General features: G+C 54.0%; 23 protein-coding genes and 1 riboswitch. Of the genes, 3 read left to right on the forward strand and 20 right to left on the reverse strand.

Annotation, left to right across the window (positions count from 1 at the left end; genetic code table 11):
- Position 1 precedes the first annotated feature (1 nt).
- From sufU to KNP74_RS03010, 9 genes are all read right to left on the reverse strand, one after another.
- The gene (gene sufU, locus KNP74_RS02970) at positions 2 to 436 is read right to left on the reverse strand and encodes a Fe-S cluster assembly sulfur transfer protein SufU (protein ID WP_029595098.1); all 435 of its coding nucleotides are present in this window, start codon (positions 434 to 436) and stop codon (positions 2 to 4) included.
- Positions 426 to 1,646, reverse strand: a complete 1,221-nt coding sequence (locus KNP74_RS02975) for a cysteine desulfurase (RefSeq protein ID WP_214763292.1) — start codon at positions 1,644 to 1,646, stop codon at positions 426 to 428. Before KNP74_RS02975 ends, sufU begins: the two co-directional genes overlap by 11 nt.
- 1 nt (position 1,647) lies before the next feature.
- Positions 1,648 to 2,916, reverse strand: coding sequence for a Fe-S cluster assembly protein SufD (gene sufD, locus KNP74_RS02980; protein ID WP_138859107.1), 1,269 nt, complete (start codon positions 2,914 to 2,916; stop codon positions 1,648 to 1,650).
- 12 nt (positions 2,917 to 2,928) lie between these two features.
- A complete protein-coding gene (sufC, locus tag KNP74_RS02985; protein ID WP_114166887.1) occupies positions 2,929 to 3,690 on the reverse strand; it encodes a Fe-S cluster assembly ATPase SufC in 762 nt (253 codons plus the stop codon).
- 172 nt (positions 3,691 to 3,862) lie between these two features.
- Complete coding sequence (locus KNP74_RS02990) at positions 3,863 to 5,077, reverse strand: MDR family MFS transporter (RefSeq protein ID WP_214763294.1); 1,215 nt, start codon at positions 5,075 to 5,077, stop codon at positions 3,863 to 3,865.
- Between the two features lie 104 nt (positions 5,078 to 5,181).
- A complete protein-coding gene (locus KNP74_RS02995; RefSeq protein WP_214763296.1) occupies positions 5,182 to 6,009 on the reverse strand; it encodes a MetQ/NlpA family ABC transporter substrate-binding protein in 828 nt (275 codons plus the stop codon).
- Positions 6,010 to 6,039: 30 nt separating this feature from the next.
- Positions 6,040 to 6,702, reverse strand: a complete 663-nt coding sequence (locus KNP74_RS03000; RefSeq protein WP_034778455.1) for a methionine ABC transporter permease — start codon at positions 6,700 to 6,702, stop codon at positions 6,040 to 6,042.
- Positions 6,692 to 7,720, reverse strand: a complete 1,029-nt coding sequence (locus KNP74_RS03005; protein ID WP_138859104.1) for a methionine ABC transporter ATP-binding protein — start codon at positions 7,718 to 7,720, stop codon at positions 6,692 to 6,694. The genes KNP74_RS03000 and KNP74_RS03005 overlap by 11 nt, the downstream gene beginning before the upstream one ends.
- A 77-nt stretch (positions 7,721 to 7,797) precedes the next feature.
- A riboswitch (SAM riboswitch) is annotated at positions 7,798 to 7,903 on the reverse strand.
- Between the two features lie 453 nt (positions 7,904 to 8,356).
- A complete protein-coding gene (locus KNP74_RS03010) occupies positions 8,357 to 8,611 on the reverse strand; it encodes a thioredoxin family protein (protein WP_232819605.1) in 255 nt (84 codons plus the stop codon).
- A 190-nt stretch (positions 8,612 to 8,801) separates the two neighbouring features.
- Here KNP74_RS03010 and KNP74_RS03015 point away from each other — a divergent pair, with 190 nt between their 5' ends.
- Entirely contained in the window at positions 8,802 to 9,854 is a 1,053-nt protein-coding gene (locus tag KNP74_RS03015; protein WP_034778463.1) for a PTS sugar transporter subunit IIC, read from the forward strand.
- A 42-nt stretch (positions 9,855 to 9,896) separates the two neighbouring features.
- Here KNP74_RS03015 and gcvH read toward each other — a convergent pair whose 3' ends face one another.
- From gcvH to KNP74_RS03045, 6 genes are all read right to left on the reverse strand, one after another.
- Positions 9,897 to 10,280 (reverse strand): glycine cleavage system protein GcvH, encoded by a 384-nt coding sequence (gene gcvH, locus KNP74_RS03020; RefSeq protein WP_021065488.1) that lies wholly within the window; start codon positions 10,278 to 10,280, stop codon positions 9,897 to 9,899.
- Between the two features lie 39 nt (positions 10,281 to 10,319).
- Positions 10,320 to 10,682, reverse strand: a complete 363-nt coding sequence (locus KNP74_RS03025) for an arsenate reductase family protein (protein ID WP_034778464.1) — start codon at positions 10,680 to 10,682, stop codon at positions 10,320 to 10,322.
- 45 nt (positions 10,683 to 10,727) lie between these two features.
- Entirely contained in the window at positions 10,728 to 11,456 is a 729-nt protein-coding gene (locus KNP74_RS03030; RefSeq protein ID WP_214763298.1) for a hypothetical protein, read from the reverse strand.
- A gap of 89 nt (positions 11,457 to 11,545) precedes the next feature.
- Positions 11,546 to 13,330, reverse strand: coding sequence for an acyl-CoA dehydrogenase family protein (locus KNP74_RS03035; protein WP_214763300.1), 1,785 nt, complete (start codon positions 13,328 to 13,330; stop codon positions 11,546 to 11,548).
- Between the two features lie 13 nt (positions 13,331 to 13,343).
- The gene (locus KNP74_RS03040) at positions 13,344 to 14,516 is read right to left on the reverse strand and encodes an acetyl-CoA C-acetyltransferase (RefSeq protein ID WP_131485041.1); all 1,173 of its coding nucleotides are present in this window, start codon (positions 14,514 to 14,516) and stop codon (positions 13,344 to 13,346) included.
- A 19-nt stretch (positions 14,517 to 14,535) separates the two neighbouring features.
- Entirely contained in the window at positions 14,536 to 16,947 is a 2,412-nt protein-coding gene (locus KNP74_RS03045; protein ID WP_214763302.1) for a 3-hydroxyacyl-CoA dehydrogenase/enoyl-CoA hydratase family protein, read from the reverse strand.
- A gap of 214 nt (positions 16,948 to 17,161) precedes the next feature.
- On the opposite strand from KNP74_RS03045, the gene KNP74_RS03050 reads away from it, so the two are divergent.
- Together KNP74_RS03050 and KNP74_RS03055 are read left to right on the forward strand one after the other, a co-directional pair.
- Entirely contained in the window at positions 17,162 to 18,064 is a 903-nt protein-coding gene (locus KNP74_RS03050; RefSeq protein WP_371816310.1) for an SDR family oxidoreductase, read from the forward strand.
- Positions 18,065 to 18,129: 65 nt separating this feature from the next.
- Positions 18,130 to 18,636 carry a hypothetical protein gene (locus tag KNP74_RS03055; protein WP_251130065.1) on the forward strand — a complete coding sequence of 169 codons (507 nt, stop codon included), beginning with the start codon at positions 18,130 to 18,132 and terminating at the stop codon, positions 18,634 to 18,636.
- A 123-nt stretch (positions 18,637 to 18,759) separates the two neighbouring features.
- Here the strand turns inward: KNP74_RS03055 and KNP74_RS03060 are convergent, their stop codons facing one another.
- The 5 genes from KNP74_RS03060 to KNP74_RS03080 all read right to left on the reverse strand — a co-directional run bounded on the left by KNP74_RS03060 (position 18,760) and on the right by KNP74_RS03080 (position 26,118).
- Positions 18,760 to 19,677 carry a proline dehydrogenase family protein gene (locus KNP74_RS03060; protein ID WP_138859096.1) on the reverse strand — a complete coding sequence of 306 codons (918 nt, stop codon included), beginning with the start codon at positions 19,675 to 19,677 and terminating at the stop codon, positions 18,760 to 18,762.
- A 158-nt stretch (positions 19,678 to 19,835) separates the two neighbouring features.
- Positions 19,836 to 20,507: a PAQR family membrane homeostasis protein TrhA gene (gene trhA, locus KNP74_RS03065; RefSeq protein ID WP_138859095.1), complete on the reverse strand. Its 672-nt coding sequence runs from the start codon at positions 20,505 to 20,507 to the stop codon at positions 19,836 to 19,838.
- A 95-nt stretch (positions 20,508 to 20,602) separates the two neighbouring features.
- Positions 20,603 to 22,045, reverse strand: a complete 1,443-nt coding sequence (locus tag KNP74_RS03070; protein WP_214763304.1) for a carbon starvation CstA family protein — start codon at positions 22,043 to 22,045, stop codon at positions 20,603 to 20,605.
- A 209-nt stretch (positions 22,046 to 22,254) separates the two neighbouring features.
- Entirely contained in the window at positions 22,255 to 25,005 is a 2,751-nt protein-coding gene (locus tag KNP74_RS03075; RefSeq protein WP_214763305.1) for a bifunctional 2',3'-cyclic-nucleotide 2'-phosphodiesterase/3'-nucleotidase, read from the reverse strand.
- A gap of 291 nt (positions 25,006 to 25,296) precedes the next feature.
- On the reverse strand, positions 25,297 to 26,118 hold the full coding sequence (locus tag KNP74_RS03080) for an SLAP domain-containing protein (RefSeq protein WP_214763306.1): 822 nt from the start codon (positions 26,116 to 26,118) through the stop codon (positions 25,297 to 25,299).

Consider the following 26,118-nt stretch of genomic DNA (forward strand, 5'->3'; position numbering starts at 1 on the left):
CTTACGCTTCCTCGTCGACTCCCTTTTCAAGCGCTTTCCACGCGAGCGTGGCGCACTTGATGCGAGCCGGGAACTTTGAGACGCCAGACAACGCTTCGATGTCGCCTAGGTCGAACGTGTCTGTATCATAGTCTTTTCCTTGGACCATCTCCGAGAAGATGTTGGCCAATTGGAGTGCCTCGTCAACAGACTTGCCCTTCACGATTTGGGTCATCATCGATGCCGAGGCGAGACTGATGGAACAGCCTTCCCCTTCGAACTTGGCATCTTTCACGATTCCGTCCTCGACTTGGAGTTGGAGTCGGAGTGAATCCCCGCATGTCGGGTTGTTCAAGTCGACCGTCACGCCATCTTCGATGACGCCACGGTTTCTTGGGTTTTTATAATGATCCATGATGACCTGTCGGTACAACATGTCGAGATTGTTAAAACTCATAATTGAAATACTCCTTCGTTTGACGTAGCCCTTCGATGAAGCGGTCGACTTCTTCTTTCGTATTGTACAAGTAGAAGCTCGCTCGGGCTGTCGATGATTGCTTCAGGAGACGCATGAGTGGCTGGGCACAATGGTGGCCGGCCCGGACCGCGATGCCTTGCATATCCAAGACGGTCGCTAAGTCGTGGGCGTGCACGTCACCTAAGTTGAACGTGACGAGTCCGACCCGTTCCTCTGGCCCGAAGATTTGGATACCTTCGATCGTCCGCATCTGTTCGATGGCGTACGTCGCAAGCGCCCGTTCGTGGGCTTCGACGTTCTCGAGACCGAGGTCTTCTAAGAAGTCGATGGCCGCTGCCAAACCGACAGCGCCGGCGATGATCGGCGTCCCTGCTTCGAACCGGTACGGGATGTCTTTCCATGTCGACTCATACAAGTCGACGTAATCGATCATCTCGCCACCGAATTCGACCGGCTCCATGTTTTTAAGCAACTGTTTCTTCCCGTATAAGACCCCGATCCCGGTCGGACCGAGCATCTTATGGCCTGAGAAGGCGAGGAAGTCGCAGTCGAGTGCTTGCACGTCAAGTTTACGGTGCGGTGCGCTTTGCGCCGCATCGACGACCATGACCGCGCCTTTCTCGTGGGCGAGCTTCGCCACGTCGGCGATCGGGTTGATCGTGCCGAGCACGTTCGAGACGTGACTCATGGCAACGATTTTCGTCCGGTCCGACAAGACGGCACGGACCGCGTCGAGCGTGACCCGACCGTCCGGCGTCAATTCGACGTAACGGAGTTTGGCCCCTTTACGCTTGGCGAGCTGTTGCCACGGAATCAAGTTGGCGTGATGCTCCATCGGCGTGAGGACGATCTCGTCCCCCGCGCCGACGTTGGCATCCCCGTAGCTTGACGCGACGAGGTTAATCGCCGTCGTCGTCCCGCGTGTGAAGATGATCTCTTCCGGGACGGCGGCGTTGATGAATGAACGGACGCGCTCCCGCGCCCCTTCATACGCATCCGTCGCGTGCGTCCCGAGCGTATGGACGCCCCGGTGCACGTTCGAGTGGATGCGGCGATAGTAATCCTCGATCGCCTCGATGACAGCAAGCGGTTTTTGGGAGCTCGCCGCGCTGTCGAGATAGACGAGCGGATGACCGTTGATTTCCTGATCTAAAATCGGGAACTGTTTACGAATCGAGGCATCGATCATCTTAACGCACTTTCCCTTCGATGACTTCACGGAGACGGTCTTTGACCGACTCGATCGCGAGTTGCTCGACGACCGGGTTCAAGAATCCGTGAATGATCAACCGTTCGGCTTCTTTACGTGACAAACCACGGCTCATCAAGTAGTAGAGTTGCACGTCGTCGACGCGTCCGACCGAAGCGGCGTGACCTGCCATGACGTCGTCCTCATCGATAAGGAGGATCGGGTTCGCATCCCCACGTGCCTTTTCAGACAACATGAGTACACGTTCCGTTTGAACGCCGTTCGATTTCGAAGCGCCATGGTGAATCATCGATGTTCCACTGAAGATGGCCGTGGCTGAATCTTTTTGGACACCGTGAATCAAGATGAACCCTTCTGAAGACTTCCCGAAATGGTCCGTCCGGATGTTGAAGTTTTGCTTCTGTGCGCCACGACCGATCGTGACGGCTTTCGTGTCTGAGAACGTGTTGTCCCCGACAAGGTGCGTTTTCGTCTCGACGACCGAGTTGCCATCGTTCATGTGACCGAGCGCCCATTCGAGGCGTGCGTTCTCATAGACGACACCGCGGCGGTTCATGAATGAGAGGGCCGAATCAGCAAGCTGATCGACACCACCGAAGACGACTTTCGCGTTCGCGGCAGCGAACACTTCTGTCACGGCATTGACCGTGTGCGGCTCGTTCGTGTTCGAGAGGAAACTCTCGATGTACGTCAATTCACTGCCTTCGTCTGCGACGATGATCGTGTGATGATAGAGCGCGCCGTTCGCTTGTTCCATCGTGAAGATGGCTTGGAGCGGGTCCTTCAATTGAACGTTCTTCGGTACGTATAGGAACGCACCGCCGTTCATGAGAGCAGCGTTCAACGCAGACAAACGTTCTTCGTCCACGCGGACACCTTCTGTCATGAAGTACTTCTCGACGAGCTCCGGATGTTGTTCCATTGCTTCGTTGATGCCCATGAAGAGGACACCTTCTGGCGTTGCAAGTTCGTTGTAGACGACATGACCGTTGCGTTCAACGAGCACGTTTGTGCGATGGTCTCCAAGAAGTGCTTCGATTTCGGGCGTCAAGCCGTCGTGCTTCGTGAGTTCGACGTCTCCAGAGACGAAGTCCCATTTATCAATCTTGATTTTTTCAACTTTTGGCAAGGCAAGAGTCGGCGCAAGTTCTGCTGCTTCTTTGCGACGGTTGACCATAAATGCTGGTCCACCGAGCGCCTCTGCACGTGCCGCTACTGCTTGTGCATCCAATTCAAATTGTACGGTCATCGTACAGCCTCCTTACGCTTCTGTGTCTACTGTCATTCCAAGATCTTGCTTCACCCAGTCGTAACCTTCAGCTTCGAGTCGTTGTGCAAGCTCTTTGCCACCTGACATGACGATTTTCCCGTCCATCATGATGTGAACAAAGTCTGGCTCGATATAGTTGAGGAGACGTTGGTAGTGCGTGATAATCAAGCAACCGAACTCTTCTGAGCGCATTTCGTTGACGCCTTTGGCGACGACTTTGAGCGCATCGATGTCAAGACCTGAGTCAATCTCATCGAGGATGGCGATGTTCGGTTTGATCATCATCATCTGAAGGATTTCGTTACGTTTTTTCTCTCCGCCTGAGAAACCTTCATTCAAATAGCGGTGTGCCATTTCTGAAGGGATTTCAAGGACGTCCATCTTCGCATCGAGTTCACGGATGAACTTCATGAGCGAGATTTCTTGACCTTCTTCACGGCGCGAGTTGATGGCTGAACGCAAGAAATCGGCATTCGTGACACCACTGATTTCAGCAGGATACTGCATTGCGAGGAACATTCCGGCTTGTGCGCGCTCGTCGACTTCCATGTCGAGTACGTCTTCGCCGTTCAAATCAACGCTTCCGCCTGTAACTTCATACAATGGATGACCCATAAGTGCCGATGCGAGTGTAGATTTACCCGTCCCGTTAGGACCCATGATGGCGTGAATTTCGCCACCTTTAATTTCAAGATTAAGACCTTTGACGATCTCTTTTCCTTCGATTGAGACGCGGAGGTCATCAATTTTCATGTGTGGTACGTTAGACATTCGGATACCCCTTCCGTTTTCTCGCCATTTTTGGCGTAGATTAGATATATTCTAATCTTAATCTAGGCAATTTTTTATTTCAAGCGACTCACCTTATTATTCATTCTCAATAAAACTTAAATGTTGAGAATGAGAATATCGAGAAATCAAGACTTTATCCAACTTTTTCCTCGATTAAGGCCAAACTTGCTTTCCGTTCCTTCAAGGCGCCGGCGAAGAAGAAGGCGCCGCAAGCCGTCAACACGGCCAAGCTTCCAAACACTGGCAACGCGGCGTTATCAAACCCATCGAGCAACACCCCACCGATGACGGGGCCGATCGTCTGACCGAGCGCCGTCAACCCCATCGCCCCGAAATACGTCCCGCGCAGGTGAGCCGGTGCCAATTCGTCCGTCAATACGTCCGTCATCGTGAACATAAGCACCTCACCGATTGTGAAGATGACCATCGCGATGAACAACACCCACGTCTCGGTCGCAAAACCGATGAGCAGGAGCCCCGTCGACAGCGTCCCGACGCCGAAAAAGAGTGACTTGATCGGCGACACGCGAATCCCGAAGCGCATGATCGGATATTGGACGACGAGGACGGTGATCGCATTGACCGTCAACAGATAGGCGAACAAACGTGAGCCATCACTGAAGCCGTCATGGAACGCGATGAACTGCGGCAACGTCGCATTGAACTGACTATAGCCGATGATGGCGAAAATCATCCCGATGATGACGTAGCGGAACGTCTTATCTTGTTGTAACACACGGAACGTCTCCGTCAAGCGCGGCCGGACTTTGACGCCGTCCCCTTCCTCGAACGGATATTTCCGGAACAGCGTCGAGATGACGAGACCGTATAACACATAGACGCCCGTGACGACGAAGAAGGCGCTCTTCGCCCCGGTGAGCGACAACACGACCGCGAGCAATGGCCCGATTGCCGCCGCGATATTGATTAAAAAGTAGCGGACGTTATAGACGATGACGCGCTGGTCCGGCTGCGTCGTATCACTGATGAGTGCGCGCGACGCCGGTTCGAGGAACGACCGCGACACGCCCATAAGTACCGAGAACATATAAAACCAAAATAATTCTGTCACGAGCGCGAAACCAGTGAACGTCATCGCGTTCAACGCGATACCGATCAGCATCAGCTGTTTGCGCCCGTAGCGGTCGGATAGCGTCCCCCCGAAAAAGCTCATGAATAACCCCGATAACGCCGAGATGGCAAACACCGTCCCGATCACGCTCGCCGAGAAACCGAGCGTCGCGAGATAAATCGCAAAAAACGGCATCACAAAAAATGTCGACAGCCGGGCAAAAAATGTGCCAAACAAGACGCCCAGCGTCAGCGGATGAATGTGTCGTATGTTCATCCGAATCCCCCCTTTTCCTACATATATGTAGTGTACTTCTATTGATGCGTCAAAACTACTCCAAACAAAAAAGGCCCGGGATAGCCCGGGCCTTGACGAAATTATTATTTGACCGGTACGACTGCACCTTTGTACTCGTCCAAAATCCACTGTTGTGTCTCTTCTGACGTGAGTACTTCAAGGAGTGCCTTGACGCGCTCGTCATCTTCGTCGCCTTCACGTGTGACGATCAAGTTGACGTAAGGTGAATCTTCGCCTTCGAGAGCGATCGCGTCTTCGAGCGGGTTGAGGCCGGCATCGATCGCGTAGTTCGTGTTGATGAGGACCGCGTCCCCTTCACCGTTGTTGAACGCTTGCGGGAGAAGTGCCGCTTCGACGTCTGTCTTGAATTTCAAGTTTTTCGGGTTGTCGACGATGTCTGACACCGTCGCGTCTACTGTTTTGCCTTCCGCGAGCGTGAGCAAGCCTTCTGATTGGAGCATCGTGAGGATTCGTCCGTGGTCAGCGACCGACGAGCTCATGATGATTTCCGCGCCGTCTGGAAGCTCATCGAGTGATGCGTAATCTTTCGAGTACACACCAATCGGCTCGATGTGAACGCCGCCGGCTGAAGCGAATTTGTAGTCTTTGTTCTCAGCCATTTGCGACTCGAGGTACGGCTCGTGTTGGAAGTAGTTCGCGTCGAGTTCGCCGTCCGCGAGCGTTTTGTTCGGGAGGACGTAGTCTTGGAACTTCTTGATTTCGAGCGTATAGCCCTTCTCTTCGTAGTCGTCTTGAATGTGCTCTAAAATCTCAGCGTGCGGGACGTTTGACGCACCGACGACGAGCGTCTTATCATCGCCCGAACCTGATTCTGAATCTCCGCCGCAAGCTGCGAGAATAGTGAGTGCTGAAGCTGCTGTCAATCCGAGTACTGTTTTCCATGATTTCATTATAAAACCCCTCCAAATTTTCTATTTAGATCAAGCGGAACGCTTGTCAATTACTGATACGAGTCGATCGCCGATGAACTGGATGACGAAGACGATAACCAAGATTAAGACGGTCGCGACGAACGTGACGTCACTCTGTGAGCGCTGGAACCCTTCGAGGAACGCCAAGTTCCCGAGTCCCCCGCCCCCAACGACCCCTGCCATCGCCGTATAACCGACGATCGCGACGATCGTGACCGTGATGCCTGACACGATGGCCGGCAATGCTTCTGGGAACAACACTTTATAGACGATCTGCCATTTTGTCGCACCCATCGATTCAGCCGCCTCGATGACGCCGCGGTCGACTTCACGCAGGGCGAGCTCGACCATCCGCGCATAGAACGGAGCCGCACCGATGATGAGCGCCGGCAACGCTGCCGTCGATCCGAGCATCGTCCCGACGACGAGTAACGTGAACGGGATGAGCAAGATGATCAAAATGATGAACGGGATCGACCGGAACACGTTGACGATTGCGCTGATAACCGTGTAAATCGGACGGTTTTTCATCATGAGCGGTTCGTTCGTGACGTATAAGAGCATCCCGAGGGCGAGACCGATGACGAACGTCGCGGCTCCGGCGACGAGCGTCATATAGAGCGTCTCCCACGTCTGCTCGAGCATGACTTGCCAATCTACATTAGGAAACATCGCTTTCTACCTCCACTTCCACTGCCTGCGACCGGATTGAGGCGATGGCCCGCTCGACTTCAGCCGGCTCTCCGATCAATTGGATGAATAATGTCCCGAGGGCACCGACCTGTGACTGCGTCACCTTCCCGCCGATGATGTTGAAGCCGATGTCATGCTGCTTCAACACTTCCGACAGAATCGGTTGTTCGGCCGTCTCGTTCAAGAATTTGAGCTTGACGATTTGTCCGCTCGGATACCGGGCTTTCAAATGTTCGAACGTGAGCGACATGTCCTCGACCGCGCCGATCTGTTTGACGAACTCTTTCGTGATCGGCTGTTCCGGATGTTGGAACACGTCGGCGACTTGTCCGGTCTCGACGACCTTCCCGGCCTCCATGACGGCGACCCGGTGACAAATCTTTTGGATGACGTGCATCTCATGGGTGATGAGGACGATCGTCAAACCGAGTTTCTTGTTGATACTGACGAGCAGTTCGAGAATCGAGTCCGTTGTCTTCGGGTCGAGTGCGCTCGTCGCTTCATCGCAGAGGAGCACTTCTGGATTCGTAGCGAGCGCACGGGCGATCCCGACTCGCTGCTTTTGGCCGCCCGATAGTTGTGACGGATAGCTGTCTTCCCGTCCGGCGAGGCCGACGAGTTCGACGAGCTCTTGGACGCGGCGTTTGCGCTCACTCGCCGGTACCCCGATGAGTTCGAGCGGGAAGCTAATATTCTCAGCGACCGTGCGCGACCATAATAGGTTGAAGTGTTGGAACACCATCGAGACATTTTTACGCACCCCGCGCAGTTCCTTCGGCGTGAGTTTCGTCAGCTCGCTGCCGGCGACCACGATTTCACCGCTTGACGGTGCCTCGAGTCGGTTGAGCAAGCGGATGAGCGTCGACTTCCCCGCCCCTGAATATCCGATTATTCCAAAAATTTCGCCGCTTTCGATTGTAAGCGACACATCATCGACCGCCTGAACCCGACCGTTTTTCGTGTCGAACCATTTGGCCACATTGCGTAATTGAATCAATCCATTTCCCTCCTGACAACAAAAAAAGTACGCACGTTTGAGCAAACGTGCGTACTTTATCGTACGGACAACGATTGCTCTCATCTTCCAAGGTTTACACCTTGCTGGAATTAGCACCATTTCGGATTGATCCGCGGTTGCTGGGCGTCATAGGGCCAGTCCCTCAGCCTCTCTTGATAAGAGTGGTTGCGTATTTGATTAGCTTTATCATAGCGACACATTATTTTCATGTCAAACTATTTTTTTCAGACAAATTAAAAAAGGTGCCATCCGAGGATGACACAGAACGTAGCACCTTGAGTCACTGAAGGACAACCCATAGATGAACCTCTTTTGCCCGATCAGAGCATTCATCCTTATATGGGGGATTTTTACCCGACCATCACTCGATCTTCGAACGGACCATGCAATTACGCGACCGGTGCCCCGACGCTTGATTTTTTTGGGGGACAATCGAAGGGAAGGTCCACCTGAAATCGCGTAAGCTCATGCAACGGTTGTTCGAAAACGTCTTGCTGACGGGAAAATCTCGTCCTATGTTGTGTTCAAGTAAGATGTTGTAATGAATATATCATTCGTGAACTTTCTGTGTCAACTGATTATTTAAAATTTTCAGATTATTCTAATCATCCTATCTCATTTGACGAAAGATAGGACGTGCTGGACGTTTTGAAACGCGTACAAACGATCGCGAACTTGACCATTCTCCAGCTTCAATAGCGCCGGGACGCTCATGACCTGATACGCCTCGAGCTCGTTCGGGATAAAGTTGGCATCGCGTTTTTCAATCTGGAGTTCGGGATCGACCGCCTCGACGACCGAGAGCATCCGCTCGGCCACGGCGCATGTACCGCACATCGGGGCGTATATATATAAGAATCCGTCTGTCATCATTATTCTCACCTCTCCTCTAAGTATATGAATCCGGACCGGTCGGTTCAAAAGTTGTGCTCAAATGGAAAATTCTGAACATTTCAACATTTTGTATTGACGCTCGCTAGAAAGAGGCATAGTATGGTCATTAACTTTATTGCTTTTGTACATAACAGCATACCAGTAGAAAAGGACAGGTGAATCCCCAATGACGGAAGAGAAGCTTACCGGAAAACAGTTTTTGATGAACGTCTTGAACGGCCTCAGTCTTGCCATTCTCATCGCCCTCATCCCGAGCGCTTTGCTCGGTGAATTAACGAAAGCCATCTTACCTTATGTTCCGTCCTTGCAGTTCATCTTAGATGCGACGACAATCGCGATGCGTCTCTTACCGGTTATCATCGGTGTCGCCGTCGCCATGCAGTTCGGACGCTCGGCACTCGAGGCCGGCACAATCGGCATCGCGACCCAAGTCGGGAGCGGCGCCATCCGCATCGAGGAAGGGGTGTTCCTCATGGCTGGAATCGGTGACGTCATCACGGCCGGTGTGACGGCCGCTCTTGCGACGTTCCTCGTCATGCAGTTGTCGCCACGCTTGAAGACATACACGGTACTCGTCTTACCGATGACGGTCATCGTCGTCGCCGGAGGGATCGGGGCGTTCCTGCTCACCTACATCTCACAAATCACAACATACGTCGGGACGATCATTATGACAATGACGGAACTACAGCCGATTGTGATGGGCATGTTGATTGCGATGGCGTTCTCGCTCATCATCGTCTCGCCAATCTCGACGGTCGGCATCGCCACAGCGATCAGCCTGTCTGGTGTCGCGGCCGGGGCCGCCAACCTAGGGGTCGTCGCCGCCGGCTTCGGTCTCGCCATCGCCGGCTGGCAGATGAACGCGACGGGAACGTCGATCGCCCACTTCCTCGGGTCACCGAAGATTCAAATGGCGAACTTCGTCCGTCGTCCGATCATGATGTTGCCCGTACTCGCCAATGCGGCCATCCTCGGAGCGCTCGCAGGCATCCTTCGGATCGAAGGCACGCCGATCAGTGCCGGTTTCGGCGTCTCCGGCCTCATCGGGCCAATCAACGCCTTGCATTTGATGCCGGGAGGGTTCGCGCTCTGGAACGTCATGCTCGTCATCGTCTTGTTCGGACTCATCCCGATAACGCTTGGAATCATCTTCTACCGCCTGTTCAACCGGACGTCGCTCATCCAGCCTGATCATTACCGCCTCGATTTCGAATGAACAAAAAAGCCCGGCTTCTCGTGAAGAGAAACCGGGTTTTGTTTAGCCTTGAATCATCGCTTCGTATTCTTCGGCTGACATGAGTTTGTCGACGTCTGACGCGTCGTTCAACTCGACTTCGATCATCCAAGCGCCTTCGAACGGTGCCTCGTTGACGAGTTCTGGTGAATCGGCGAGTGATTCGTTCACCGCTGTGATTTTTCCAGAGATTGGAGCGTACAACTCTGACACGGTTTTGACCGACTCGACCGAACCGAACGGCTCATCGAGTAAAATCGTGCCGCCGACTTCAGGAAGTTCGACAAAGACGATATCCCCTAGTTCGCTTTGTGCGAAATCCGTGATCCCGATGCGGGCCACGCTTCCGTTCACTTCAACCCATTCGTGCTCTTTTGAATAACGTAGATTGGCAGGTACTTTGCTCATCTTAACTTCCCCCTCAAATGAATTAGACTCACACGAGTATTATAGCACTTCGCCCCAAACGTCTGTAAACGACTTTTCTGAAAATCCGACAGTTGATTTTTGACCATCTGTCACGATTGGACGCTTTAAAAGCATACCATTGCTCGCGAGAAGCTCGAGTTGTTCGTCTTCTGATAGATTTGGCAGTTGATCTTTGATGCCTTCGTTTCGATATACTTGGCCGCTCGTATTGAAGAATTTTTTGAGCGGGAGACCCGACTGTTTCCATAGTTCGGCCAGTTCATCTTTCGACGGTGTCGCCTCGACGATATGAACGTATGTATACTCGACGTCGTTCTCTTTCAACCACTTCTCTGCTTTTTTACACGTACTGCATGGCGGATAGCCATATAGTGTCACCATGTTCATCACCTCTTCTATAAATGTAGCACATTCCGAATCGACCATTCACGCTTCAAGCAAACGCTCAATCTCTCGCTTCAACGACGCGTTCACCGGATGACGCGCCTCGATATAACCGAGAATCGCAGCTGCCGCCTCGACGGAACGCCCATAGCCTAATACCCCTTGCTCAAGGAGCCTAGTCACGTCAGGATGCTTCGTCTCGACGCGTCGCGTCGGATTGAACGGATCACTCATCTCTCCATGTGCCTTCAGCACGTTATTGATTGCCGCGACTTGAATGAGTTCAAAGCCCGCAAGTCGCTCGCCACGTCGCTCCCGGAGCAAGCCGACGTATAGGTTCGTCAGCGCCTCTTCATAGCAATACGCGGCGTCAGGGACGTCTGTGACGACGTTCGGCGTCGCGATCGCGTGGAGCGCTTCGTCACGCTGCCAGACGACACGGCCCGGCGTATAGGCGATGCCAGGCATCTCCACGACTTCAAACACGGCAAACTCGGCGTAAATGCCGTCCTCATACATGATTTTATGGCCGTCTTTCGTGTTTTGGAACTGGTACGCCAGCGGCTCGACGGCGAGCCAATCCAAATTGTCGATAAAGCGGGCCTTATGCCCATCCTCGACGATCAAGAAGAAATCGAGGTCGGAATAGTCGTCGAGCCGATCCGTCTCGAGCCCGATCGAACCGAGCGCGAGGAGCATGAGCGTCCCATCATGCTCTGCGACTGAGCGGCCAATCGCATCCATCCGTTCTAACAATGCCTTACGTCTCATCTACTTCGCCTCCTTCCGTCCATTGTACGGTGTCGACAAGGCAAAAAGAAAGGGCCGACCGCGTCCGGTCCACCCTTTCTCTCGCTTGCTTACACGATAAACTTGTTCGCTTTGATGAGACTCGCTGCGACTTCGCGTTTCGTGCCGATGACGTTGATTGGCTGATAACGGCTGAACTTCTTCATCGCCGACAAGAGCATGCGCTGCTCGTCGCCCGATGCGGCCGCGTACAAGACTTCTTTCGCCATGAGTTCGACTTGCTTGAACACTTGCTCGGCGAAGATTTCGGTGTAGCGGACTTTCTGTCCGTTCTTCTCAACGCCTGTGCGGGCGATGGCTTTATCCGTCCGCGCGATGGCCGCTTCAAGCGCGTAGATGGCGCCGATGATGTCGGCGATCTTCGCGAGAATCTCTTGCTCGTTCTGAAGGTCTTGCTGATATTTCTGGACAGCCGTTCCGGCGATCATCAAGTTGATTTTCTTCATGTTCGACAGAAGCATCTTCTCGCGTGCGAGCGGTGAGCCGTCGAGCTCTTGCGGCATGTAGCTCATGAGTTCTTTTTGGAGTTTCTGTGCCTCGGCGAGGAGTGGCAAGTCGCCTTTCATCGCTTTCTTGAGGAGCGTGCCCGGCACGATCAAGCGGTTGATCTCGTTTGTTCCTTCGAAGATGCGGTTGATGCGTGAGTCACGGTACAAGTTCTCAACTTCATATTCGGTCATGAAGCCGTAGCCGCCGTGGATTTGGACCGCTTCGTCGACGACGTAGTCGAACGTCTCCGAGGCGAACACTTTGTTCAATGAACATTCAATCGCATATTCAGCGATCGCTTGGGCGACTTTTGAACCGTCACGCATGTTGTCGTCGCCGAGGGCGTCGAGGCTGTCTTGGAACAGACCGCCCGTCCGGTAAACCGAGCTCTCCATCGCATAGATGTTCGCGGCCATCGTCGCGAGTTTTTCTTGGATGAGCGGGAACTGGCTGATCGGCGTCTTGAACTGTTTACGTTCGTTCGCGTACTGGACCGAGAGATCGAACGCACGTTTCGACGAGCCGACCGCACCGACCGCAAGTTTGTAACGACCGACGTTCAAGATGTTGAAGGCAATGACGTGCCCTTTGCCGATTTCTCCGAGGAGGTTGTCGACTGGGACTTCGACGTCTTCTAAGATGAGCGTCCGTGTCGATGAGCCTTTGATGCCCATCTTCTGTTCTTCGGCCCCTGTCGAGACCCCTTTGAAGTCACGCTCGACGATGAAGGCGCTGAACTTGTCGCCATCGATTTTCGCGTAGACGACGAACACGTTCGCGAAACCGGCGTTCGTGATCCATTGCTTCTCGCCGTTCAACACGTAGTGCGTGCCGGCCTCGTTCAAGACGGCCGTCGCTTTCGCACCGAGCGCGTCCGAGCCTGAGCCTGGCTCTGTGAGGGCGTACGCCGCGATCCATTCGCCGGTCGCGAGCTTCGGCAAGTACTTATGCTTTTGCTCTTCCGTTCCGAAGAAGACGATTGGGAGTGTCCCGATCCCAACGTGGGCGCCGTAGCTGAGGGCGAATGAACGTGCCTTGGCGAACCGCTCCGTGATGATCGATGACGAGATCTTATCAAGCTGATAACCGCCGTACTCTTCTGGCACGTCCGCGCCGAGGAGGCCGAGCTCGCCCGCTTCTTTCAACAGTTCGACCGAGAGATCGAACTCATGTTTCTCGATGCGTCCAAGGACTGGCATGACACGGTCGTCGACGAAGCTCGCCGTCGTGTCGCCAATCATCTTGTGCTCGTCCGAGAAGTCTTCCGGTGTGAACAAACGATCCGCGTCGAGTGCGTCGATGACGAAGCTACCGCCTTTAATCAATTCATGTTCTGTACGTTCCATTGTCAATTCCCCCTTATAGTAATTCGAAGACGCCAGCAGCACCCATACCGCCACCGATGCACATCGTCACAACCCCATACTTTTCATTGCGTCGTTTCATCTCATGCAAGATCGAGACCGCGAGTTTCGCGCCCGTGCAACCGAGCGGATGCCCGAGGGCGATCGCGCCGCCGTTGACGTTCACTTTCGACGGGTCGATGCCGAGTTCACGGATGACGCCGAGCGATTGGCTCGCGAACGCCTCGTTCAGTTCGAACAATCCGACTTCTTCCAACTTCACGCCGGCCATCTCGAGTGCTTTCGGGATGGCGACGACCGGGCCGATTCCCATCACTTCCGGACGGACACCGCCGACCGCGAACGAAAGGAATTTTGCCATCGGTTTCAAGCCTTGACGTTCGGCTTCTTCGCGCTCCATGACGAGCACGGCTGCCGCGCCATCGGACACTTGTGACGCGTTCCCCGCCGTCACCGAGCCTTTGATTTTGAAAGCCGGGCGCAGTTTACCGAGCGCCTCGAGCGTCGAGTCGGCACGGACGCCTTCGTCATGTTTGACGACGAGTTCACGTTCCGCGACTTTCCCGTCTTCGCCGAGCACGTGCTCGACGACCGTGACCGGGACGATCTCTTCTTCGAACTTGCCGCCCGCAATCGCTGCCGCCGCTTTTTGGTGGCTATCGATGGCGAACAGGTCTTGGTCTTCGCGCGAGATGTTATATTCAGCCGCGACACGTTCTGCCGTGTGACCCATGCTCATATAGTATTCCGGAGCCGTCTCCATGATCGTCGGGTTCGGACGGATGACGTGGCCGCCCATTGGGACAAGGCTCATCGATTCCATACCGCCGGCGATGACCGCCGTCGCTTGACCGATCATGATTTTCGCTGCCGCGTCGGCGATCGCTTGAAGGCCGGACGAGCAATATCGGTTGATCGTGATGGCTGGTACTTCGTGCGACAAGCCACCTCGTACGGCCGCGTAACGGGCGATGTTCATCCCTTGTTCCGCTTCCGGCATGGCGCACCCCATGATGACGTCGTCAATTGGTCCCGTGTAGCCAGACCGCTCGAGCGTCGCTTTAATCGCATGACCCGCGAGTTCGTCCGAGCGAACGTTTCGGAACGAACCGCGTTTTGCTTTTCCGACCGGCGTCCGTGCGCCGGCCACGATGACTGCTTCTCTCATCTGTTAAGTCCCCCTTTTGTCAGTTCCGAAGTGGCTTGCCTTTGACGAGCATATGTTGCATCCGTTGCTGCGATTTCGGTTCCCCGATGAGGCTTAGGAACGCCTCGCGCTCGATGTCGAGGAAGTACTGCTCGTCGACCATCGTGCCGTATGCCAAATCGCCGCCGCTGATGACGTGGGCAAGTTTTTTCGCGATCTTCAAATCGTGTTCAGAGATATAGCCACCGTAGAACATCTCGTATGCCGCAAGTTCGAGTGTCGCTTTCCCCGTTTGACCGACGACCGGCAACTTCTCACGAACCGGTGCCGTGTAGCCGTCAGCGAGACCGAGCACCGTCTGTTTCGCGTCGAACGTCAAGTGGTCGCGGTTCATCGAGATGCCGTCGACCGGACGGTGATAGCCGAGCGCTTTCGCGTCATAGGCCGACTTCGATACTTTCGCCATGGCGATATTCTCAAACGTCTGTTGCGCCGCTTTCTCGATGTTTTGCATCGACTTCGGTGTCTGCTCGAGGAGGCGACGATACGTGTTGACGTTTCCGCCCCCACCTGGGATGAGGCCGACGCCGACTTCGACGAGACCCATATACGTCTCGAGCGCCGCCCGCATGCGTGCGGCCGGCAAGCTGATTTCTGTCCCGCCACCGAGCGTCATGCCGTAAGGTGCGACGACGACCGGGCGACCTGCGTAGCGAATCTTCTGGACGACTTGTTGGAACTTGTTGATGATCCAATCGAGCTCGTACCAGTTCTCGTCTTCCGCTTCCATGAGCATCATCGCGAGGTTGGCACCGACACAGAAGTTCTTACCATCGTTGGCGAGGACGAGTCCTTTGAAGTCGGTCTCGACGAGGTCGATTGACTGTTCGATCATCTGCATGATGTCGACACCGATCGCGTTGTTCGGTGACGTGAACTCGAGGGCAACGACGTCGTCTCCGATATCGATGAGGCGGGCCCCACCGTTCTCGAGCACGATCCCGTTCGACTTGGCGAGCGGGGCGAGTTTCACTTCTTTCGGGTTGACGGTCTTCTCAACGTACGTCTGTGACGCTTGGTCGTAATACTGGTCTCCCTTATAGAACGTTGTGTGTCCGGCAGCGAGCATCTCATCGATCCACGCCGGGACGTCATAGCCTTCCGCTTTCATGCGGGCGACCGATTTCTCGACACCGAGTGCATCCCACGTCTCGAACGGTCCGAACTTCCAGCCGAAGCCCCACTTCATCGCGTCATCGATGGCGACGATCGAATCACTGATTTCGCCTGTGAGACGAGCCGAGTAGACGAGCGTCTTCGCCGTGACCGGCCAGAGCAGTTGTCCGATGCGTCCCTTGTTCAAGATGGCGCCTTTCAGCTTCGCTTTCGAACCTGGGAGCGATTTGATTTGGTCGAGCTCCGGTCCTGTAATCGCTTTCAATTGTTCGTATTCGAACGTCTCGAGATTCAGTTCCTGGATGACTTTTCCGTCTTTCTTATAGAAGCCTTGTCCGGCCTTTTGACCGATCCAGCCCTTCTCGACGAGCGTCTTCATTTCAGCAGGGACGTCGAACGTATCCTTCTCTTCACCGGCGTCGAGCGTCTCATAGACGTTTCCGGCGACGTGGACGAACGTGTCGATGCCGACGACGTCGAGCGTGCGGAATGTCGCCGATTTTGGCCGGCCGATGAGCGGTCCGGTGATTGAGTCCATCTCGCCGATCGAAGCGTTCTGCTTGAGCATCTCTTCGAACGTGACGAGGAGTCCGTACGTGCCGATGCGGTTCCCGATGAAGTTCGGTGTGTCTTTCGCTTCGACGACGCCTTTCCCGAGACGGTCCTCAGCAAAGCGGGCCATGAAATCGATGACCGGGCGTGCCGTCTTCTCCGTCGGGATGAGTTCGAGCAATTTCAAATAGCGCGGTGGGTTGAAGAAGTGTGTTCCGAGGAAACGTGCCTTCAAGCCTTCCGGCAATACGCTCGCCATCGCCTCGATCGAGATACCCGACGTGTTCGAGCTGAGAATCGCGTCTTCACGGATGTAAGGTGCGATTTTTTCGAACAGTTGCTGCTTCACATCGAGCCGTTCAACAACGACTTCGATGACCCAGTCCGCTTCCTTCAAGCGCTCGAGATCATCTTCTAAGTTCCCCACGTCGATGAAGTTCAAGTGCTCCGCTGTCGCGAGTGGTGCCGGGTTTTGTTTCAATAGCTTTTGACGGTTCTCAGAAGCGATGCGGTTCCGTACTTGTGGCGACTCGAGCGTGAGCCCTTTCGCTTCTTCTTTCGCCGTCAATTCACGTGGTACGATGTCGAGCATGAGCGAACGAATCCCCGCGTTCGCCAAGTGAGCCGCAATCCCCGCCCCCATTACTCCTGAACCGATGACGACCGCAAAACGAATGTTGCTCGTCAAACGGAGGTCGGCTGATTGTTCGATGTGACTCGTCATATTGTTCCCCCCTCAATGAGAATGAATAGTGATTCATTTCAAGCGTAAAAAAAATCGCAATCACCATCGTGTTTACTCTTCTATCATAAATGAATGACAATTCATTCGCAAGCGTTCATTTTTCAAATTCGTTCCAATTTCACCGAGGACGATTCATTTTTCGGTGACTGTGGTATAGACACAAAGAGTCAATTTTAGAAAGGGGAATGTATTCATGAGTGATAATCGCTTAAACACAATGGGGAACCGACATGATTTTGAGTCGTTCAAAAAGGACGGCCAAGAGCAGGCCCATCAACCGGGGATCGACTCGAAGATGGAGCCGTTCCCAATCTATGAGCGTGAAGGCTATAAAGGAAGCGATAAACTAAAAGATAAAGTCGCCATCATCACAGGCGGCGACTCGGGGATCGGGAAATCGGTCGCCATCTTCTTCGCCCATGAAGGTGCGAACACGGTCATCGTCTATAAAGATCAAAACGAGCTCGAGGACGCCGAGGCGACGAAAGAACGGATCGAAGAACTCGGTCAGGCTTGCCTCTTGTTGCAAGGAGACATCGGTGATTCGGACTTTTGCCAAGATATCGTCAAACAGACGCTCGAGACGTTCGGCCACTTGGATATTCTCGTCAACAACGCTGCCGAACAACATCCGCAGGAGTCGCTCCTCGACATCTCGGATGAGCAACTCGAGCAGACGTTCCGCACGAACATCTTCAGCATGTTCTATTTGACGAAGGCCGCCCTTCCGTACTTGAATGAAGGCGCGAGCATCATCAACACGACGTCGATCACAGCGTATCAAGGAAACGACCAGTTGATCGATTACTCATCGACGAAAGGTGCAATCACGTCGTTCACGCGTGCGCTCGCGAGCAACCTTGCCGAGAAGAAGATTCGCGTCAACGGTGTCGCACCAGGTCCAATCTGGACACCGCTCATCCCAGCGACGTTCCCGGCAGATAAAGTCGCCTCGTTCGGTGACTCGGCCGAGATGAAACGTCCGGGTCAGCCGGCGGAACTCGCACCGGCTTATGTGTATCTCGCAAGTGACGATTCGACATACGTCAGCGGGCAAGTCATCCACGTCAACGGTGGGACGGTCGTAAACGGATAATCTTGTCGCAGGCCCAGTTTACAGCTGGGTCTTTCTTTTACATATAATGCGTCCTTTCGGCGCCCATGCTTTCAGCAGGCAGTCCCGAAGCCTCCTCGCGCCGTTCCCGGCACTGCGGGGGTCTTCGTCGGACTGCTTTCCTGCATGAGTCAGGGCGCCGGTGGACGCATTACCCTGACGATGAAGACGAGTACGACAAAGACATTTTAGAGTTCGACCCTCACTTTAACCATGATGCCAAGATGGAAATCAAATTGAACGAACAAGGCGTCAATTTCGTCGGCAACGTCGAAGGCTATCTCGCCCTTGCGCGAATGTTTACATTTTTAGCGCAAGCACATCTGTACGTTCGCATGGAAGAGAACCCTTCGCCAGACGTGAATACTTCCTATGGATATGGTCCGTATCATATGAAATACTTTATCCGAGATGCGTTCATTCAAAATAAACAGTACCTGTTTACATCAGACGCCTTGCAAGATGTGAACCCAGAATACGAGCAAGAGCTTTTCTTTTGGACGTCTGATCAAATCGGTCCGGATTTTTGGGTTGAAAAAGATGAAGAAGAGTAAAAATCTGAATCGTGGCATAGTTTCTTTAAACAAATGCGCCTAAAACACGCGAATCGATGTCATCAAATAATATCGAACACATCAAAAAAGCACGAACGCCCTCGATGGACGTTCGTGCTATTCTCATTTCTTGACCATCCCTTTTAAAACGAACGCGACGTTCGCCGGACGTTCCGCGAGGCGGCGCATGAAGTAGCCGTACCAGTCACGGCCGTATGGCACGTAGACACGGACTTTATAGCCTTGACGGACGAGTTCGAGTTGACGCTCGACCCGGATGCCGTACAGCATTTGGAACTCGAACTGGTCGAGTGGGATGTTGTTCAGTTTCACATGTTCGATGACCGCATCGATCATATGGTCGTCATGTGTTGCGATAGAGGCGTAGTTCCCGTTCGCCAGATGGAGTTTGACGAGCTTCAAGTAGTTGTGGTCGACGTCTTCTTTCTCCGGGAAAGCGACCGTCGCCGGTTCCTTATAAGCCCCTTTGACGATACGAAGGTTCGGCTTGAGCGGCGCGAGATGATTGATGTCATCTTCCGAGCGGTACAAGTATGACTGGATGACCGTCCCCAGGCCCTCAAAGTCCGCTTTCAATTTCTTGAACAAGTCGAGCGTCTTCTCGCAACGTGCCTCGTCTTCCATATCGATGGCGACGAACACACCGACTTCTTTCGCCGTCGTCAAGATTTGACGCATGTTGTCTTCGATCAACTCGTCCGAGATATCGAATCCGAGCGACGTCAGCTTGAGCGACATGTACGCGTCAAGCTTCTCTTCCGCCATGATTTCGATGGCACGAATGATTTCATCCCGGTTTTCGTTCGCTTCTGCGACCGTCGTGATGAATTCCCCTAAGTGGTCGACCGTGACCGATAATCCTTTCGCGTTTAACTCACGAATCGTCGGCACCGACGTCTTGAAATCTTCCCCCGCCACAAAGCGCGAAGCCCCGAATCGAAGCCCGTATTTTTTAGCCAAACTGTTGAGTGTTTTGTTTTGAGACATGTAGATAAATCCATCGCGCAACACTTTTTCCATCTGATTTTCCCCCTTACGTTTACACCCATCTATCTCTATGACGATGTCTGAAATTATTATGACATACAAACGTCCATTCGTCTGTAATTTTGTAATCGTTTTCACCGATTCATTTCCTTAGATTTAGAAAAAAACAGACGCCCCGGAGGACGTCTATTTTACAGGCTTGTATTTGGTGCCACATAGAGCAAAATACTGAGGAAAACGAGCACACTTCCAGCGAGGACGAACATATGCCAGATCGCGTGGTTGAACGGCAGTTTCTGCCACATGTAAAAGACGATCCCGACCGAATAGGCGATCCCCCCGGCGAGGAGCAACATGAACCCGTTATGACCGAGCGACTCGTACAGCGGACGGATGGCGATGAGACAAATCCAGCCGAGGCCGAGATACGTCACGTTCGATACCCACATGTATTTCCCGGTCGAGAACAGTTTCCAGACGACACCAAGCACGGCGACGCCCCAGACGATGCCGAACAACGTCCAACCGAGCGTCCCTTTGAGCGACACGAGCGCGAACGGCGTATAACTTCCCGCAATGAGTAAGTAAATCCCCGCATGGTCGAACACTTGGAGCACGCGTTTCGCCCGGGGATGCGGAATCGCATGCATGAGTGTCGAGAACAGGTACAGTAAAATCATCGATACCCCGAACACGCTCACGGCGATGACGTTACCTGTGCTTCCCGTCTCCGTTGCCGTCATGACAAGCAGTACGAGCGCGACGATGCTGAAGATAACCCCGAGGCCATGGGTGATGGCGCTCGCAATCTCTTCCCCGAGCGTGTCGGCATGGAGCATGTCTTTTAGCTTCTCTTGATCCATTCAGGTCCCACCTTTCAAATCTATTCCTCTAGTATGGTTATTTCCCGATTTTGTTGCAAACAAAAACATGGGCCGAAGCGACCCATGTCTGTGGATTATGCGACTTCCTTCACTGGAACGTCACATTCCATATTTTGTGCCCGCATCGCTTTGGCGCGTATGTGGAACAAGACGAGCAGCGTGATCGTCCCGATCGTGGCGATGACGTACGGGATGACCCCATCCATCTTGAAGCCGATCGGTGCCGTCAAAATGTAGAACCAGACGGCGTACAACATGAACGTCCCCGGGATGAGCGCGATGTAATGGTTGCGCCCTTTGATGTAAAGGTACATCGCCCCGACGAACAAGGCGATGACCGCCGTCGTCTGGTTGGCCCAGTTGAAGTATTGCCAGAGCATCTGGAAGTCCATGTTCGTGAGCACGTATGAGATCGCGAAGAGCGGGAGCGCGATCCACAGGCGTGACGAGAACTTCTTCTGCGCGACTTTCATATAGTCGGCGATGATCATCCGAGCGCTACGGAACGCCGTGTCGCCCGATGTGATCGGCAAGACGATGACACCGAGGATGGCGAGCGTGCCGCCGATGCTGCCGAGCATGAGTGTCGCCACTTCTTGGACGACAAGTGCCGGTGTACCTGTTTGAATCAACCCGAGCAATTCGCCTGGCTCAAAGATGGCCATGGCTGCCGCGGCCCAAATCATGGCGATGACCGCTTCGACGATCATCATGCCGTAGAAGATTTCACGGCCGTTGCTCTCTTTCATCGTCGTCCGCGAGATGATCGGCGACTGCGTGGCGTGGAAACCTGAGAGCGCCCCACACGAGATCGTGAAGAAGAGGAGCGGCCAAATCGGCAAGCCGTCCGGATGCATGTTCGTGAGTGTCATCTCAGGAATCTGGTAGCCTTGCGCGAACAGGCTGACGGCGATCCCGATGGCGCTGATCATGAGGAGCGCCCCGAAGAACGGGTAGATGCGCCCGATGATCTTATCGACCGGGAGCAATGTCGCCAAGATGTAGTAGGCGAACACGGCGAAGATGACGATCGTGAGCGTCGTCGCGTTGCCGTCGAACAAGTTGTTGATCATGTTACTCGGCGACGTGACGAACACCGTCCCGACCAAAAGCAAGAGAAGCAGGGCGAACCCGTTGACGACGTGGCGGAGCGAGCGGCCGAGGAACTTCTCGGCGAGCTGCGGCAAGTGCGCCCCGTTGTTCCGAAGTGAGATCATGCCCGTCAAATAGTCGTGTACCGCTCCAGCGAAAATCGATCCGAAGACGATCCACAGGAACGCGACCGGTCCGTAGAGCGCCCCCATGATTGGACCAAAAATCGGGCCGACTCCGGCGATGTTCAACAGTTGAATCATCGAGTTCCGTTTTTTCCCCATCGGCACGTAGTCGATGCCGTCCTGTGACGCGTAGGCAGGTGTCGTCCGCTCTTCCTTGATGCCGAACGTCTTCTCGACGTAGCTGCCGTACACTTTGTACCCGACGAATAGAATCGCCAAGGCGATAAAGAATGTAATCATGTGTGCTGTCCCCTTTTGAACGTATGTAGCCGGTCCCCACCGGCCCCGAAAAAATGAATCCCGTTGTTTTACACATATAATGTAAACGCTTACGTGATTGATTATACAGCAGTTCCCCTGTTTTCGTAAGAGGTTTCGTTCACTTTTTTGACACTTTTTCGAGCGCGCAAAAACGGCGCCCTGCTGGGACGCCGTCTCGGTTGAATCGCTTATTTCAATGCGAACTTCGCTTGTTTCGCACCTGCACCTGTGTAGTCGCTCGCGATGACCGCGTAGCTTCCTTTAGCAAGACCTTTTTTGAATGTGAACGTATACGTTCCGGCCCAGCTCGCTTTCACTTTGGCGACTTGTTTGCCTTTCGCGTCTTTCAATACGACGACGGCACCCGGTGTCGTTTTCCCGATGAGCGCTTTCGTTCCGACCTTCACGCCTTTCGTGTTCTTCGGTGTCGCGATGGCCGCTTTCTTGAACGTGAACGCCTTCGCTTTGACGACTTTTCCGGTCACATCTTTAGCGATGACTTCATAGTCCCCGTAGATGAAGCCGGCGCGTTTCGTGAATTCGAACGATCCGTTTTTGTCCGACGTCGCGTAGGCGATTGTCTTGCCGTCACGCTTGAGCGTCAACTTCGTCTCTGGTGTCGTTTTCCCTGAGATGACGTTCGTGTTCGCGTACGTCAATTTCGAGGCGAGCGCCGGTGTGCCGACGAAGCCGGCACCGACGACTTTCGTTTCTGTCACGGTCGCGCCATCGAGTTCAGAGATGATGGTGAGCGATTGACGGAGCTTGAGCGGTTTCGTCACGAGCGTGTACTTGCCGTCTTTGTCAGCTTTCGCTGTCGCGAGCTCTTTCGCGCCGTCTTTCAATGTGACGTTCGCATTCGGTGTCGTCGTACCCGTCACGGCTTTCGCGCCTGGTTTGATTGTATTCACTGTAAGCGTGAGCACAACTTCCTCTTCCTCAACTGCTTGATCGAGTTCGATCGTGTACGTGCGGAACAGACGATCCGCTGCGTCCGGACGTGTCGTCTCGGTCGCTTCGATACCTTCATACAAGTCGACATATTGCTTGCCGGCGTCGGCCGTCTCGAATTTCGCTGTCCGTTTCGCGTCGGCGACGATCTTCCAGTTGTCATCCGCTTTGTATTCCAGTTTGCCTGAGACGATATAGTCCGAAATCACGTTCCGTGTCTCATACGCTGAGCGATAGACGATGTTCTTGCCGCCACCGAGTCCCGGGAACGATGTCGAGCCGGCGCGATAGTTGTTCGTCGCGACAAGGAACTCTTGGTCGAGCGTGATCGGTTTGCCGTTATACTTCACGTTCTTGACGCGGTTCGCGTCTTCGTTTTTCAGTGTTCCGCCTGCATCGAACTTGGCAGGACCGGTCACGTCGATTTCATACGTGAGGCCATCGAGGATATCGAAGTTGTAGCTGCGGAACTCCAAGTTAAGCAACTCATCGTTCGTATCCGAGACTTGTTTGTACGCCCCGGCTGACATCTCGAGCCAGTCCATCACGTCCGCACCCGTCACTTTGACGACTTCGAGTGTGTTCGGGAAGACGTATAGGTCGGCCACGTTCTTCAATGCAATCGAGCCTTTCGGGATGTTCGTGTAATAGCTCGCGTCCGTCAAGTTACGGTTACCTGCTTTGAACGGAGCCCCCGCCGAGAGGATTGGAAGCTCTTTATATGCCGCGAGTTCCGGGTTCGTCGCGAGTTCTCTCTCGAGGTACCATTTTTGTGCGTTCGTCACGAACTGGACCGACGCGTCGTCACGAACGAGCGCGAAGTAGCTCTGGATGTCGTCTTGAATCTCACCGACCGGGCGGTTGATGTATTCAATCGTCGCCTTATGGTCGGCATCGATGAGCGAGGCAATCGTCGGGTCGACCGGTGTGTCTGCCTTGACCGTGTCGAGTTTCGCGTTCGCGTCGAGCACGTTCCACTTGCCGTCGACGAGCTCGAGGTCGAGGTCGATGACACCGAGGTCTTTCCCTTGGTTGTTCGCCATGACGACCGGCTTGCCGTTGATCGTGCCTTTGTCCATGTTCACGTGCGGGAAATCTTTGAACATGCCGTTCGCGTCAGGGAAACGACCGTGCTGGTGACCGGTCATGACCATGTCGAGCCCTTCGATTTTCGTGAGCGTATAGCCGACGTTCTCTTCCCCGTCTGATTGTTCATCCGCGAGTGTCGCACTTTCCCCGATGCCTGAGTGCGCGAGCGCGACGACGACGTCTGCGCCTTGCTCTTTCAATTTGGCGACGGCCGCTTTTGCTGCCGGGACCATATCATCTGCCGTCACCTTGCCTTGGAGGTTCCCTGAATCCCACGACATGATTTTCGGCGGCACGACCCCGAACACACCGACTTTAATCGTATGTGTCTCGCCGTCCCCGTCGACGACTTGGCGTTCGATGATTTGGACTTCTTGTCCGTCCTCGTTATATTTCGAGACGATCGGCTCACCCGACAAGTCCTTCACGTTCGAGTTGACGAAGCGAAGCTTGCCTTTCGACCCTTGCATCGCGTCATACAAGAACTGGAGCCCAAAGTTGAACTCGTGATTCCCGAGTGTGACCGCATCGAACTCGAGTGCCGACATCGCTTGATACATCGGATGTTCGAACGCGCCTGGTGCTTTCTGATGCTGTTCGCGGACGTAATCCCCGAATGGCGTCCCTTGAAGCGTATCTCCGTTATCGAACAGGAACGTGTTCGGCTTGCCGGCGTCCGTGCGATGTTGCTGAATCAACGTCGCGACTTTCGTCAACCCGATCGTGTGATCGATTTTGTCTTGGAAGTAATCGTAGTTCGTGATGTTCGTATGTAGGTCGGTCGTCTCCAAGAAGCGCAGTTTGACGACGTCCTCGTCTTCTGCTGCCGCGTGTTGGAGCGGGATGAGTGTTGGGACGATGAGCGACGTAACAATGGCCATCTTCGTAAATTTAGACATGATTTTTCTCCCCATTCATGTGGTGTGCATTGCGGACTAAATATACCATAGCGGCCCCTCCATTTTAATGAAGCCTATGTCCTATTTCCTTAAAAAATTGGTAAAGAAAGGTCTGGTCCTAGACGACTTTCCGAGAACATGGAAAAGGTATGAAACGGTATGATTTACCGGAACAGACGACTTCATTTCAAGCGGTTTTTTAGCCGGACTTGTTCAGAGGCTAGACTTCGCACAAGCAGTCCATTAGACCTAAAAAACCATCCCCGACGCGTGTCAGGGATGGTCATTTCGTCATGAACGGATGCGAATCGAGATCGGTCCGTCGCTGTCTCCTTCCGGCCGCTTGAAGCGGACGTGGAGCGGATAATCATGTTTCGGTAAAATCGGTTCGTTGAGCGTTGCGTCGGCTCGGCCGACGACCTCGTCCCGCTGCATCAACTCGAGCGGGAGGCGCGGGATTTGGAGAGCCTGCTCGAGGTACCCGTTCCGGACGAGGAGCGAGGCACCGATTTCCGTGTCGGTCACGTCGAGATGGACGAGCAATAGATCAAACTGCCCTTCGGCGACCGGACGGCTGAGGACGTTCATCCGCTTCAGGCGATGCCACGCCACGTCAGGGAACGCGTCCCGTTCGGCGTCGGAGATGTCTTGGAGCAGTGCAGTAGGATTCATTTGGAAGGCGAGTTGGAGCGACTCGGTGTCGAGAGCGTCGACATCGGTGAACAGTTCCTCCTCGAAGAAGTCGAGATAGACGGGCTTACTCGTCATCGCCTCGAACGACGGCAAATCCATCCGGCTCAGCATCTTCTGGCCGAGCGGTTCGCGGCGCTCGTTCAACAAGAGCACCGGGATCTCGTCGAGCGAGAACTCGGTCGCGACCGTGTTGCGGAACAAGGCGACCACGGACAGGCCGCCCGGGTTCTTCGTCGCACTGAGCAATTCGATCGACAACTGGTTGTCCGCGAGCGGCGGCAACGTCGTCGCATGATAGCGGAACACGTACTCATCTTCTTTCGAGATGTCCATCCCTTCATCGAACACGAGGCGGAGCGCCCGCTCGTCGTCTTGGCGGATGATCGTCTCGACTTTTTTTCGTTTCAATAGTCCGAACAT

It is taken from the genome of Exiguobacterium sp. s141, from assembly GCF_018618085.1.
GTDB lineage: Bacteria > Bacillota > Bacilli > Exiguobacteriales > Exiguobacteriaceae > Exiguobacterium > Exiguobacterium mexicanum_A.

Excerpts from the sequence above, each read along its gene's own strand:
- sufU (WP_029595098.1), bottom strand. The coding sequence starts at position 436 with ATGAGTTTTAACAATCTCGACATGTTGTACCGACAGGTCATCATGGAT.
- KNP74_RS02975 (WP_214763292.1), bottom strand. The coding sequence starts at position 1,646 with ATGATCGATGCCTCGATTCGTAAACAGTTCCCGATTTTAGATCAGGAA.
- sufD (WP_138859107.1), bottom strand. The coding sequence starts at position 2,916 with ATGACCGTACAATTTGAATTGGATGCACAAGCAGTAGCGGCACGTGCA.
- sufC (WP_114166887.1), bottom strand. The coding sequence starts at position 3,690 with ATGAAAATTGATGACCTCCGCGTCTCAATCGAAGGAAAAGAGATCGTC.
- KNP74_RS02990 (WP_214763294.1), bottom strand. The coding sequence starts at position 5,077 with ATGAACATACGACACATTCATCCGCTGACGCTGGGCGTCTTGTTTGGC.
- KNP74_RS02995 (WP_214763296.1), bottom strand. The coding sequence starts at position 6,009 with ATGAAATCATGGAAAACAGTACTCGGATTGACAGCAGCTTCAGCACTC.
- KNP74_RS03000 (WP_034778455.1), bottom strand. The coding sequence starts at position 6,702 with ATGTTTCCTAATGTAGATTGGCAAGTCATGCTCGAGCAGACGTGGGAG.
- KNP74_RS03010 (WP_232819605.1), bottom strand. The coding sequence starts at position 8,611 with ATGACAGACGGATTCTTATATATATACGCCCCGATGTGCGGTACATGC.
- KNP74_RS03015 (WP_034778463.1), top strand. The coding sequence starts at position 8,802 with ATGACGGAAGAGAAGCTTACCGGAAAACAGTTTTTGATGAACGTCTTG.
- gcvH (WP_021065488.1), bottom strand. The coding sequence starts at position 10,280 with ATGAGCAAAGTACCTGCCAATCTACGTTATTCAAAAGAGCACGAATGG.
- KNP74_RS03025 (WP_034778464.1), bottom strand. The coding sequence starts at position 10,682 with ATGGTGACACTATATGGCTATCCGCCATGCAGTACGTGTAAAAAAGCA.
- KNP74_RS03030 (WP_214763298.1), bottom strand. The coding sequence starts at position 11,456 with ATGAGACGTAAGGCATTGTTAGAACGGATGGATGCGATTGGCCGCTCA.
- KNP74_RS03035 (WP_214763300.1), bottom strand. The coding sequence starts at position 13,330 with ATGGAACGTACAGAACATGAATTGATTAAAGGCGGTAGCTTCGTCATC.
- KNP74_RS03040 (WP_131485041.1), bottom strand. The coding sequence starts at position 14,516 with ATGAGAGAAGCAGTCATCGTGGCCGGCGCACGGACGCCGGTCGGAAAA.
- KNP74_RS03045 (WP_214763302.1), bottom strand. The coding sequence starts at position 16,947 with ATGACGAGTCACATCGAACAATCAGCCGACCTCCGTTTGACGAGCAAC.
- KNP74_RS03050 (WP_371816310.1), top strand. The coding sequence starts at position 17,162 with ATGAGTGATAATCGCTTAAACACAATGGGGAACCGACATGATTTTGAG.
- KNP74_RS03055 (WP_251130065.1), top strand. The coding sequence starts at position 18,130 with ATGCTTTCAGCAGGCAGTCCCGAAGCCTCCTCGCGCCGTTCCCGGCAC.
- KNP74_RS03060 (WP_138859096.1), bottom strand. The coding sequence starts at position 19,677 with ATGGAAAAAGTGTTGCGCGATGGATTTATCTACATGTCTCAAAACAAA.
- trhA (WP_138859095.1), bottom strand. The coding sequence starts at position 20,507 with ATGGATCAAGAGAAGCTAAAAGACATGCTCCATGCCGACACGCTCGGG.
- KNP74_RS03070 (WP_214763304.1), bottom strand. The coding sequence starts at position 22,045 with ATGATTACATTCTTTATCGCCTTGGCGATTCTATTCGTCGGGTACAAA.
- KNP74_RS03075 (WP_214763305.1), bottom strand. The coding sequence starts at position 25,005 with ATGTCTAAATTTACGAAGATGGCCATTGTTACGTCGCTCATCGTCCCA.
- KNP74_RS03080 (WP_214763306.1), bottom strand. The coding sequence starts at position 26,118 with ATGTTCGGACTATTGAAACGAAAAAAAGTCGAGACGATCATCCGCCAA.